At 66.8% G+C, this 12261-nt stretch carries 10 protein-coding genes and 1 tRNA gene; 3 read left to right on the top strand and 8 right to left on the bottom strand.

Features of this window, described 5'->3' with window-relative positions; translation table 11 throughout:
- Positions 1–90 precede the first annotated feature (90 nt).
- From SPRI_RS27435 to SPRI_RS27410, 6 genes are all read right to left on the bottom strand, one after another.
- Positions 91–858 (bottom strand): ABC transporter ATP-binding protein, encoded by a 768-nt coding sequence (locus SPRI_RS27435; RefSeq protein ID WP_005318870.1) that lies wholly within the window; start codon positions 856–858, stop codon positions 91–93.
- Positions 855–2003, bottom strand: a complete 1149-nt coding sequence (locus SPRI_RS27430) for an ABC transporter ATP-binding protein (protein ID WP_005318868.1) — start codon at positions 2001–2003, stop codon at positions 855–857. The genes SPRI_RS27435 and SPRI_RS27430 overlap by 4 nt, the downstream gene beginning before the upstream one ends.
- Complete coding sequence (locus SPRI_RS27425) at positions 2003–3388, bottom strand: branched-chain amino acid ABC transporter permease (RefSeq protein WP_005318866.1); 1386 nt, start codon at positions 3386–3388, stop codon at positions 2003–2005. The genes SPRI_RS27430 and SPRI_RS27425 overlap by 1 nt, the downstream gene beginning before the upstream one ends.
- Positions 3385–4308 (bottom strand): branched-chain amino acid ABC transporter permease, encoded by a 924-nt coding sequence (locus SPRI_RS27420; RefSeq protein ID WP_037774967.1) that lies wholly within the window; start codon positions 4306–4308, stop codon positions 3385–3387. Before SPRI_RS27420 ends, SPRI_RS27425 begins: the two co-directional genes overlap by 4 nt.
- 191 nt (positions 4309–4499) lie before the next feature.
- Positions 4500–5660, bottom strand: a complete 1161-nt coding sequence (locus SPRI_RS27415) for a branched-chain amino acid ABC transporter substrate-binding protein (protein WP_005318862.1) — start codon at positions 5658–5660, stop codon at positions 4500–4502.
- A gap of 599 nt (positions 5661–6259) precedes the next feature.
- Positions 6260–6916: an ANTAR domain-containing response regulator gene (locus SPRI_RS27410; RefSeq protein WP_005318858.1), complete on the bottom strand. Its 657-nt coding sequence runs from the start codon at positions 6914–6916 to the stop codon at positions 6260–6262.
- Positions 6917–7011: 95 nt separating this feature from the next.
- On the opposite strand from SPRI_RS27410, the gene SPRI_RS27405 reads away from it, so the two are divergent.
- Positions 7012–7094, top strand: a tRNA-Leu gene (locus SPRI_RS27405).
- Positions 7095–7172: 78 nt separating this feature from the next.
- Entirely contained in the window at positions 7173–7958 is a 786-nt protein-coding gene (locus SPRI_RS27400; RefSeq protein WP_037774965.1) for a hypothetical protein, read from the top strand.
- A gap of 13 nt (positions 7959–7971) precedes the next feature.
- Here SPRI_RS27400 and pyk read toward each other — a convergent pair whose 3' ends face one another.
- Positions 7972–9396 (bottom strand): pyruvate kinase, encoded by a 1425-nt coding sequence (gene pyk / locus SPRI_RS27395; protein WP_005318855.1) that lies wholly within the window; start codon positions 9394–9396, stop codon positions 7972–7974.
- Between the two features lie 134 nt (positions 9397–9530).
- The gene (locus SPRI_RS27390) at positions 9531–10244 is read right to left on the bottom strand and encodes an SIMPL domain-containing protein (RefSeq protein ID WP_005318853.1); all 714 of its coding nucleotides are present in this window, start codon (positions 10242–10244) and stop codon (positions 9531–9533) included.
- Positions 10245–10448: 204 nt separating this feature from the next.
- On the opposite strand from SPRI_RS27390, the gene SPRI_RS27385 reads away from it, so the two are divergent.
- Positions 10449–12260 carry a bifunctional metallophosphatase/5'-nucleotidase gene (locus SPRI_RS27385; RefSeq protein ID WP_005318851.1) on the top strand — a complete coding sequence of 604 codons (1812 nt, stop codon included), beginning with the start codon at positions 10449–10451 and terminating at the stop codon, positions 12258–12260.
- Position 12261: the final 1 nt, after the last annotated feature.

Raw genomic sequence — 12261 nt, 5'->3', positions numbered from 1 at the left:
GCCGGGGACGCACGACGCACACCACCGGGACACGGAAAGGGGCCGGGAAGCTCACGCTTCCCGGCCCCTTCCTCACCGCTCCACGGACCGTCAGGCCGCGCCCTCACCGAGGTACGCCGCCCGGATCCGGTTGTCCGCCAGCAGATCCGTCGCCGGCCCCGACATCGCGACCTCGCCCGTCTCCAGGACATAGCCGCGGTTCGCCAGACCCAGCGCCTGCGTGGCGTTCTGCTCCACCAGCAGCACCGTCGTGCCCTGCTTGTTGATCTCCTCGATGATCTCGAAGATCTGCTGCACGATCAGCGGCGCGAGACCCATCGACGGCTCGTCCAGCAACAGCAGCTCCGGCTTGCCCATCAGGGCACGGCCGATCGCCAGCATCTGCTGCTCACCGCCCGACAGGGTGCCCGCCTGCTGCGAGCGCCGCTCCGCCAGACGCGGGAAGAGCGTGAACACCCGGTCCATCTCGGCCATGTCGACCGAGCTGAAGCGGTACGCGCCCATCTCCAGGTTCTCCCGCACGGTCATCGTCGAGAAGACCCGCCGGCCCTCCGGCACATGACCGATACCGAACCGCACGAGCTCGTGCGACTTGATGCCGTCGATGCGCTCGCCGCGCAGCAGCACCTCGCCGTGGCGCGGCTGGAGCATGCCCGAAACGGTGCGCAGCGTCGTCGTCTTGCCCGCGCCGTTACCGCCGAGCAGGGCCACGATCTCGCCCTTGCGCACGGTCAGATCGATGCCCTTGATGGCCTCGATGGCGCCGTAGAAGACGCGCATGCTCTTCAGCTCGAGCAGCGTCTCTTCCGAAGTACCCGCCGTACCGGCGTCCTTCTGCAGCTCAGTCGTGGTGCTCACTTGCCGCTCTCCTCGTCCGCCGCGGTCTCGCCCGGCGCCGTTCCGTCCGACGACCCCGCATCGGACGACGCCCCGTCGGCGTCGTCCGCCGCGGACCCGTCCGAAGCAGAGTCGTCAGAACCCGCCTCGTCCGAAGTCGGGTCCTCGGAAGCCGAGTCGTCAGAACCCGAGTCGTCAGAACCCGAGTCCTCGGACGCGGGCTCGTCGGAACCCGGCTCCTCGGACGCGGACCCGGCCGACGCCGGCTCCTCGGGACCGTCCGCCGCATGCTGCTCCGCGATGGCGGCCTGAACCACCTCCGCGTCCTCCGCAGACGCCCCCAGGTAGGCCTCGATCACCGCCGGGTGCTGCTGCACCTCGCTCGGCGTCCCCTCGGCGATCTTCTTGCCGAAGTTGAGAACCATCACCCGGTCCGCGACCGACATCACCAGACGCATGTCGTGCTCGATCAGCAGCACGCTGATGCCCAGCTCCGTGTTGATACGGCGGATCAGCTGCTCCAGCTCCAGCTTCTCCGTCGGATTCGTACCGGCGGCCGGCTCGTCCAGCAGCAGCACCTGCGGATCCGTCGCCAGCGCCCGCGCGATCTCCAGACTGCGCTGGTCACCGTAGGACAAGCTGCCCGCGATCTCGTTGAGCTTGTCCTCCAGACCCACGAACTTCAGCAGCCGGTGCGCCCGCTCGTCACTGAGCCGCTCCGCCTTACGGGCGTTCGGCAGACCCAGCATGATCGAGACAGGACCGGCCTTCAGCCGGGTCTCCGCCGCGATCTTGACGTTCTCCAGCGCCGTCAGCGCCCCGAACAACCGGATGTTCTGGAACGTCCGTGCCACACCCACACGGTTGACGATGTGCGGCTTGCTGCCCAGCAGGGACTTCTCGTCGCCGTCCTTGGAACGGAAGACGATCTTGCCCTCCTGCGGCGTGTACGCCCCGGTGAGCGAGTTGAACAGCGAGGTCTTACCCGCACCGTTCGGCCCGATCACCGCCAGGACCTCGCCCCGGCACATGTTGACGTCCACATGGTCCAGACAGGTCAACCCGCCGAACCGCAGCGTCACATCCGACGCCTGCAGCACCAGATCGGTACCACCGGCCGAAGGCTGCGCACCGGCCGTCGCGTCGCTCTTCACGTCCGTGCTCATCAGATCTTGCCTCCCGCCGGCTCGGACATCGCGTCCGCGTCGCCGATGCCTTCCTCAGCCATCTTCAGCTCACGCTGCCTTCGCCGGGACGGCCAGACACCCTGAGGCCGGTAGATCATCATGATCACCAGCAGCGCGCCCAGATACATGTACCGGTCGGACGGGTCCACCCAGTCCTTCAGCGCCTCCGGCAGCCACACCAGGATCGCCGTACCGATCAGCACACCCGGGATCGAACCCATACCGCCGAAGATGACGTACGCCAGGATCAGGATCGACTGCAGAAGCGGGAAGACCTCCGGGTTGATGTACCCGTACTTACTCGTGAAGATCACGCCCGCGACACCGGAGGTCGACGCGCCGATCGCGAAGGCCATCAGCTTGAACTGCACCGTGTTGACGCCGTTCGCCGCCGCCGCGATCTCGTCCTCACGGATCGCCGTCCACGCACGCCCGACCCTCGAGTGCTCGAGGCGCGAGAACAGAATGATCACCAGGACGATGAAGAAGACCAGCAGATACCAGTAAGGCAGCGGCTTGATCGACCACTTGTACTCGAGACCCGCGAAGTCGATCGAGAAGTCGGGGATCAGACGGGCACCCTGCGGGCCACCGGTCAGACCGTCCGCGTTCTTCGCGACCAGGTAGATGATCTCGTGGAAACCGAGCGTCACGATCGCCAGGTAGTCACCCCGGAGCCGCAGCGTCGGAGCACCCAGCAGCAGACCACAGATCAGACACGTGATCACCGCGACCGGGATCACCCAGAAGTTGTTCAGCACCACCGGAGGCTCGATCGGCAGCCGGCCCGTCCAGTACGCCGTCGAGTAGGCACCCACCGCGAAGAAGGCGAAGAAGCCCAGGTCCAGCAGACCCGCCCAGCCGATCACCACGTTGAGGCCGATCGCCAGCAGCGCGAAGATCGCGATCTGGTCCACCAGCACCGTCTGCCAGCTCCGCTCGAGACCCGACGGAATGACCAGGACCAGGATCAGCAGGACGGCGATGCCACCCAGCTTCACCCGCTTGTCGGTCCGCAGCCGCTCCCGCAGCGTGCCCACCGGACCACCGGAAACAGCCGAACCGGCCGACTCCTTGGCCTTCGTGACCGCGCCCTTGATCGGCGTCGCCGCGAACTCCCGCAGCGCCCACACACCGACCGTAAGACCCAGACACACCCACAGGTTGGGACCCGTGAACGTGCTCTCGATCGAGAAGAAGATGTCACGCGTGTTGCCCTGCTCACCCGTCACCAGGGCCAGCAGCACACCCAGGGCGATCATCGCCCACAGACGGGAGAAACGCTCCGTCTGGTACCACGCCGTGCGGCGCAGCTTCGACGCCGCAGACGGCGTCAGGTTCTTCGAGGTGTCGACCGTACTCATGCCGCCCTCCCCACTCGCTCACCGAGGATGCCCATCGGGCGGAACATCAGCACAAGGATCAGCACGACCATGGCCGAGACGCTGCGCCACTCGTCACCGAGCAGCGGCACCGTCATCGTCTCCACGATGCCGATCAGAATGCCGCCGAACATCGCACCGCGGATGTTGCCGATACCGCCGACGACGGCGGCGGCGAACGCGGTGATGCCGGGTATGAAGCCCATCGTGTACGACACCTGGTTCAGGTTGGCGAACAGGAAGCCCGCCACACCGCCCAGCACACCGCCGATGATGAAGGTGCGGGAGATGACCTTGTCGATGTCGACGCCCATCAGGCCCGCGACCTCGGCGTCCTGGGCGACCGCGCGGATGCCCTTGCCGAGCTTCGTGCGGGTCACCAGCATGTCCAGCGCGACCATCATGACCACGGCCGTCGCGAACTGGAGCATCTGAGTGATGTTCACACCCGCGCCGAACAGCGAGAACACGGTGTGGTTGTCGTACATCTCGGGCAGCGGCAGCGGGTCACGCCCGAACAGCTTGCCGGCCAGGTTGTACAGGAAGAACGAGGCGCCGATCGCGGTGATCAGGAAGATCAGCCGCGGCGCACCACGTCTGCGTAGTGGTCGGTACGCGACCTTCTCCAGGCCGTACGCCGTGACGCCGCCGAACAGCGCCGACCCCGCCATGGCGAGAGCGACGAAGCCGATGGAAGCCAGAGCGGACGGGTTGTCCCCCGGACTGACCAGCTGAAGGACGATGAGGCTGCCGTAGGCGCCGAGCATGAAGACCTCGCTGTGCGCGAAGTTGATCAGCTGCAGCACGCCGTAGACAAGGGTGTAGCCGATGGCGATGACGGCATACAGCGAGCCGAGCATCACCCCTAGGACGAGGTAGTCCCAGAATTCCTGAAGGGACATGGAGCAGACTTCCTTGTGGGAGCTGAGCGGGCGGCGGCGCTCGTGGCGACGAGGGCGGCCCGCGGGCGAATCATTCGAAACAGTGGGATGCACCGGTCAGGGGACCGACCGCCCCACTTCGCGGACGGGGGCCGGGAGAACTACCGCCTCCCGGCCCCCAGACGCATGGCATCAGCCACTGAGCCCCAGCGTCAGCCGGCCAGCTCGTTGATGTTGCCCTGGTACCCGATCTTGCCGCCCTTGACCTGGTACAGGTAGACGTCGGTGCCCTTGAACTCACCGTTCTCACCGAAGGAGAAGGTCTTCGTCAGGCCCTTGTAGGAGGCCTTCGCCAGCGCGTCACGCAGAGCCTCACGCTCGACGTCCGCACCCGCCTTCTTGACCTCGGCGATGATCATGTTGGCGATGTCGTACGCCTCGGCGGAGTACGTGCCCGGCGCGCGGCCGAACTCCTTCTGGTAGTCCTCGGCGAACTTCTTCGTGCCCGCCTCGACGGTGGCGTCGGTGCAGGGGCAGGTGAGGAACCAGTTCTCGGAGGCGTCACCCGCGAGCTCGACGAACTTCATGTCGTTCGTACCGTCACCGGAGATCGCCGCGCCCTTGTAGCCGGCGTCCTTCAGCTTCTTCGCGAACGGAGCCGCGTCCTGGTAGTAACCGGCGTAGATCAGCGCGTCGGCCTTGGAGTTGACGACGTCCTTCGCGGTCGCGGAGTAGTCCGGCGTCTTCTGCGGGACGGACTTCTTGACGACCTCGATACCGGCGTCCTTCAGACCCTTCTCGGCGACAGTCGCCAGGCCCACGCCGTAGTCGGTCTTGTCGTCGACCAGGTAGACCTTCTTCGCCTGCAGCTTCTTGGCGTAGTAGGTCGCCATGCCGGCGCCCTGCATGTTGTCGTTGGGGACACCGCGCAGGAAGCTGGTGAACCCGTTCTCCTTGTCCGTCAGCAGCGGGTTGGTCGCGGACGGGGAAACCGTCACCAGACCGGACTCCGCGTACAGCGGCGAAGAGGTGTTGGTCGGCCCGGAGAAGGCGGGGCCCACCACGGCGACGACACCCGGGTCGTCGATGATCTTCTGCGCGGTGGCCGTGGCCTTGTCCGGCAGACCCTGGTCGTCACCGGCGACGTACTCGATCTTGAAGTCGAGGTCGCCCTTGGCGTTGGCCTGGTCGATGGCCAGCTTCACGCCGTTCTGCATGTTCTCGCCCAGCGCGACGTTGTCGCCGGAGAGCGGACCCTGGAAAGCGATCTTCACGGCGCCGTCACCGCTACCGGAGTCGCTGCCGCACCCGGTCAGGGCCAGAGCACCCACGGCCAGCGGTATAGCCAGTTTGACGATGGTCTTGTTCAGCACTACGAACCCCTTGGAGCCGCGCGAACGATCTTGTCAGCGGGGGAAGTTGGCATCCCCTCACAGGACACCGCTTGTCCGTGCGGTGTGCGGGGAATGTAATCGCGCGTTCGGGCACACGGATAGGTGACCGGAAGATGTGTGATCGCCCTGTGACCTGAGTCATGCGCCGGAAACAGAACACTCCTTACCGGCGACCGGACATGTCAGCAGTGATCCGCAAGTACCCGACAAACTCGCACATGATCTTCACGACCACATTTCCGCAGACCCCGCCAACGCTCTGAACTGCGACGTTCCCTCCGGCCGCGGAGAGAAGAACTGGCCGGAACATGCCCCCGCCGAGCCTCGCCCACACCCCGCACAGAGCACCTCCGTCTCACCGCACAGCACCCCCTTCGGCCGGGTCGCGTCACCGTAGCGCGCGACGGCCCGCCGCGCCGCCGAATCGAAAACGTCCTTCACAACATCCCCAAGAACAGCGGCGGGCCCCCGGTCACCAAGTGACCGGGGGCCCGCCGCGATTCCACCCACTTGTCCGCGTCCGGACGCCCGCCGCCCGCTCGGCCCGCCGTCCGGACCGCTGAGCGCCCTGCCGCCGACTACTGCCCCTTCGCGGCCTTCTTCTCCTCGGCGTCCTCGATGACCGCCTCCGCCACCTGCTGCATCGACAGCCGGCGGTCCATCGACGTCTTCTGGATCCACCGGAACGCCGCCGGCTCCGTCAGCCCGTACTGCGTCTGCAGAATGCTCTTCGCCCGATCCACCAGCTTGCGCGTCTCGAGCCGCTGCGAAAGGTCCGCGACCTCCTGCTCGAGCGCCTTGAGCTCGGTGAACCGCGACACCGCCATCTCGATCGCGGGCACGACGTCGCTCTTGCTGAACGGCTTCACCAGATACGCCATGGCGCCGGCGTCCCGCGCCCGCTCCACGAGGTCGCGCTGCGAGAACGCGGTGAGCATCAGGACCGGCGCGATGGACTCCTCGGCGATCTTCTCCGCCGCGGAGATCCCGTCGAGCACGGGCATCTTCACGTCGAGGATCACCAGATCCGGCCGGTGCTCCCGTGCCAGCTCCACGGCCCGCTGCCCGTCGCCGGCCTCACCGACGACGGAGTACCCCTCCTCCTCGAGCATCTCTTTGAGATCGAGCCGGATGAGCGCCTCGTCCTCGGCGATGACGACACGCGTCGTCAGGGGCGGGACGTGCGACTTGTCGTCGTCATCGGCGATGGGCTGGGGCGACTCGGGGGCGGTCACGGGGCTCCTCGTTTCAAGACAGGGTGCTCCACAAGAGCCTACCGAGCGGCGACGGGCAGCGCGGACCCGGTACACTCCCTTGCAGCTCCCAGCCTGCCCGGTTGGAGGAACTGGTCAGACTCGCGGCACTCAAAATGCCGTGCCTTAGGGCATGTGGGTTCGAATCCCACACCGGGCACCGAAGCGGATGTTCACCTTCTCGTGAATATCCGCTTTTCGCTGCTCAGAGTGGTTGTGAGTGCCTGAATGTATCCCCATGCCCTTTCACCCGCCGGAAACACGGCACCGGGCGATCGCCCTCCTCCGGACCGGTGCCAAGAACGCCCATGTGGCTCGCATACTCGATGTCCCGAGCGGCACGATCAGCTACTGGAAGCACATGGACCGCGCCGAGCGGGGCGAGTGCCCCGGAGCGCACCGTTCGAGGTGCCCTCGATGCGACGAGGTCCTGGAGTGGTCGGCTTACGCCTATCTTCTCGGGCTCTATCTCGGTGACGGTCACATCATTCAGAACCGGTCCATGAGGACCCCGAGCCTGTCGATCTTCTGCGACGACTCATGGCCAGGACTCATGGACGCCTGCGAGAGCACCATGCGAACCGTCTTCCGCGACAACGCGGTGTGCCGGGTGCAGCGCAGGGGGAGCCACGAAGTGAAGCTCTACTCGAAGCACCTGTGGTGCCTGTTCCCCCAGCACGGCCCCGGCAGGAAGCACGAGCGCAAGATCGCCCTCGAACCCTGGCAACAGGAGATCGTCGACGCTCACCCGTGGGATTTCGTCCGGGGGCTCGTCCATTCCGACGGCTGCCGGAACATGAACTGGACCACCCGGGTCGTCAATGGCGAGCGCAAGCGCTACGAGTACCCCCGGTACTTCTTCACCAACGTCTCCGACGACATCCGGCAGCTCTTCACCGACACGCTCGACAAGCTCGGAGTCGAGTGGACGCACTGCACCCGCAACGGCAGCCCGTACAACATTTCCGTCGCCCGACGCGCGTCCGTCGCGCTCATGGACGCGCACGTCGGGCCGAAGTACTGAGCGTCCCCCGCCGCTAGAGGCTCTCGCCGATGCGGTGCACGCGGACCAGGTTGGTCGAGCCCGCGACGCCCGGCGGGGAGCCGGCCGTGATGACCACGATGTCGCCCCGCTCGCAGCGGCCGATGCGCAGCAGTTCCTCGTCGACCTGGGCGACCATCGCGTCGGTGGAATCGACGTGCGGGCCGAGGAAGGTCTCGACGCCCCACGTGAGGTTGAGTTGGGAGCGGGTCGCCGGGTCGGGGGTGAAGGCGAGGAGGGGGATCGGCGAGCGGTAGCGGGAGAGGCGCTTGACCGTGTCGCCGGACTGGGTGAAGGCGACGAGGAACTTCGCGCCGAGGAAGTCGCCGATCTCGGCGGCCGCGCGGGCCACGGCGCCGCCCTGGGTGCGGGGCTTGTTCCGGTCGGTCAGCGGGGGGAGGCCCTTGGCGAGGACGTCCTCTTCTGCGGCGATGACGATGCGGGCCATGGTGCGGACGGTTTCGACCGGGTATTTGCCGACGCTCGTCTCGCCGGAGAGCATCACCGCGTCCGTGCCGTCGATGACGGCGTTGGCGACGTCGGAGGCTTCGGCGCGGGTGGGGCGGGAGTTGTCGATCATCGAGTCGAGCATCTGGGTGGCGACGATGACCGGCTTGGCGTTGCGTTTGGCGAGCTTGATGGCCCGCTTCTGCACGATCGGTACGTGTTCGAGGGGCATTTCGACGCCGAGGTCGCCGCGGGCGACCATGATTCCGTCGAATGCGGCGACGATGTCGTCGATGTTCTCGACCGCCTGGGGTTTTTCGACCTTGGCGATGACGGGGAGGCGGCGGCCTTCCTCGTCCATGACGCGGTGGACGTCGTCGATGTCCTTGCCGTTGCGGACGAAGGAGAGGGCGATGATGTCGGCGCCGATGCCGAGGGCCCAGCGGAGGTCTTCGATGTCCTTCTCGGAGAGGGCGGGGACGGAGACGGCCACGCCGGGGAGGTTGAGGCCCTTGTGGTCGGAGACCATGCCGCCTTCGACGACGGTGGTCGTGACCCGGGGGCCTTCGACGGCGGTGACTTCGAGGGCGACCTTGCCGTCGTCGACGAGGATGCGTTCGCCGCGGGTGACGTCGGAGGCGAGTCCCTGATAGGTGGTGCCGCAGGTGTGGCGGTCGCCCTCGATGTCCTCGGTGGTGATGGTGAACGTGTCGCCGCGTTCAAGCAGTACGGGTCCTTCGCGGAAGCGGCCGAGGCGGATCTTCGGGCCTTGAAGGTCCGCGAGGATGCCGATGCTGCGGCCGGTTTCGTCGGAGGCCTTTCGTACGTGGTGGTAGCGCTCCTCGTGGTCGGCGTAGGTGCCGTGGCTGAGGTTGAAGCGGGCGATGTCCATTCCGGCGTCGACGAGTGCCTTGATCTGCTCGTACGTGTCGGTTGCGGGGCCCAGGGTGCAGACGATTTTTGCTCGGCGCATGTTTCGAGCCTATGGCTTACCGGTCGGTAGAGAATTGGGCGTGCGTGACTACTCAACAACCTTTGCATGAAGGGCTATTGACAAGTGTTGAATTGTGCGCAGGGGTGCTCGGATGAGCATGGGGCGGCCTCGGCTCACAATTGCGGCGGTGTCATCGTGAAGCGCGCGTTCACCTGGGCGTAGACGGTCTGGCGCTGGGGTTCGAGGTCGAGGGCGGGTGCCGCCTCCGCGCCGGCGGCGCCGGCGAAGCCGCGGACGGCGCCGGGTGGGGCCGGCCTGCCGTAGGAGGGGGCGGGGGCTTCCGCTCCGATGTCGGCGAGTTCGACGAGGGCGGAGAGCCGGCCGCCGATGGCTTCGGCGTATTCGCGGGCGCGCTGGACGGCTTCGCGTACGGCTTGGCGGCGGGCTTCGCCGTGGGCGGGTGAGTCGGGGCGCAGTGACCACCAGGGTCCGTTGACGTGGGTGAGTTCGAGGTCGGCGAGTCGGGTGGTGAGCTCGCCGAGGGCGGTGAAGTCGTGCAGTACGGCGGTGATGTGGACGCGGCCGTGGTAGGCGTGGATGCGTTCGCTGCGGCCGTGCTGGGTGAGTTGTGGTGTGACGGAGAATGCGCCGGTCTCGAGTTTTTCGACGGCTGGGCCGTAGGACTTGACGAGGTCGAGTGCGGCGGCGTTGCGGCGGGTGAGGTCTTCGAGGGCGGTGCGGCGGTCTTTTCCGCGGGCGCTGATGGTGATGCCGATGCGGGCGATCTCGGGGTCGAATTCGATGCGTGCTTCGCCGCGTACGGCGACCCGGGGTTGTTCGGGGGTGGCGTACGGGGCGGTGGGAGTGGGGGTGGTGGCGTCGGCCATGGGGTCGCTCCCTCGCGCGGTGGCTGGTGGTCCCACTCTCGCATCCGAGTCGGACAGTGGGTGGGCATGCGGGTCCGGCAGTCGGACCGGACGGCGGGCCGGGCCCCGTTCGGTCATCGGATCGCAACCTGGCAGGGGTGTTGCGGGGGTGGCGTGTAGGCCAGAATCTACGCGCGTTGTGCTTGTGTGATCGAGGGAGACGAAATGCCGCTGAACCGTAGGACGTTCCTGGAGCGGTCGGCCGCCGCCGGGGTGGGTGTCGCTGTCGCGGGTGCCGCTGCCGCGCCCGCGGTGGCCGATGAGCGGGGCGAGGACCATGGGCACGGACGTCCGCGGAAGCGGTATGCGTTCACCGTGCTGGGTACGACCGATCTGCACGGGAATGTATTCAACTGGGACTATTTCACGGACAAGGAGTTCGACGACAAGGCGCACAACGACGTGGGCCTGGCGAAGATCTCGACGCTGGTGAACCGGATCCGTGAGGAGAAGGGCCGGCACAACACCCTTCTGATCGACGCGGGTGACACGATCCAGGGCACCCAGTTGTCGTACTACTACGCCAAGGTCGACCCGATCACGGCCGAGCGCGGTCCGGTGCATCCGATGGCGCAGGCGATGAACGCCATCGGCTACGACGCCGCGGCGCTCGGCAACCACGAGTTCAACTACGGCATCCCGGTGCTGCGCAAGTTCGAGGAGCAGTGCGACTTCCCGCTGCTGGGTGCGAACGCGCTGGACGCGAAGACGCTGCGGCCCGCGTTCCCGCCGTACAGCATGCACCGGCTGCGCACGCCGCACGGGCGTGATGTGCGGGTGGCCGTTCTCGGTCTGACGAATCCCGGTATCGCGATCTGGGACAAGCAGAACGTGAGCGGGAAGATGGTCTTCCCCGGTCTGGAGGAGCAGGCGGCGAAGTGGGTGCCGAAGCTGCGTTCCATGGGTGCGGACGTGGTGGTCGTCTCGGCGCATTCGGGTTCCAGCGGTACGTCCTCGTACGGGGACCAGCTGCCGTACGTCGAGAACGCGGCGGGTCTGGTGGCCGAGCAGGTGCCCGGTATCGACGCGATTCTGGTGGGGCACGCGCACACGGAGATACCGGAGTACTTCGTCACCAACAAGGAGACCGGTCAGCGGGTGGTTCTGTCCGAGCCGCTGAAGTGGGGGCAGCGGCTGACGCTGTTCGACTTCGAGCTGGTGTGGGAGAAGGGCCGCTGGGTGGTGGAGAGGGTCGGGGCGAAGGTCCTGAACTCGAACACGGTCGCCGAGGATCCGAAGATCACGGGTCTGCTGGGTGACGAGCACAAGAAGGTCGTGGCGTACGTCAACCAGGTCATCGGCACGTCGACGGCGGTGATGTCGACGGCCGACGCGCCGTGGAAGGACGAGCCGATCATCGATCTGATCAACCATGTCCAGGCCGAGACGGTGAAGGCGGCGCTGGCGGGCGGCGAGTACGCGGCGCTGCCGGTGCTGTCGCAGGCGTCGTGCTTCTCGCGGACGGCGGCGATCCCGGCGGGTGAGGTGACGATCAAGGACGCGGCGGGGCTGTATCCGTTCGAGAACACCCTCGAGGCGCGGCTGATGACGGGCGCGCAGTTGAAGGAGTACCTGGAGTTCTCCGCGCGGTACTACGTGCAGACTCCGGCGGGGTCGCCGGTGGACACGTCGAAGCTGACGAACGCGAACGGGACGCCGGACTACAACTACGACGCGGTGTCGGGTCTGACGTACGAGGTCGACATCGCGAAGCCGGCGGGTTCGCGGATCGTGAAGCTGTCCTTCGAGGGTGCGCCGGTCGACCCGGCTGCGCGGTTCGTGCTGGCCGTCAACAACTACCGGGCGAGCGGGGGCGGCAATTTCCCGCACATCGCCGCGGCGCAGCAGTTGTGGGCGAATTCGGAGGAGATCCGGAACACGATCATCGCGTGGGTGCAGGCGAAGGGTTCGGTGGATCCGGCGGAGTTCGCTTCGGTGGGCTGGAAACTGACGCGGGACGGTGTGCCGGTGTTCTAGG

This window comes from Streptomyces pristinaespiralis, assembly GCF_001278075.1.
Classification (GTDB): Bacteria; Actinomycetota; Actinomycetes; order Streptomycetales; family Streptomycetaceae; genus Streptomyces; species Streptomyces pristinaespiralis.
The sequence above is the reverse complement of the archived record's forward strand: the minus strand, read 5'-3'. Positions and strand labels throughout refer to the sequence as shown.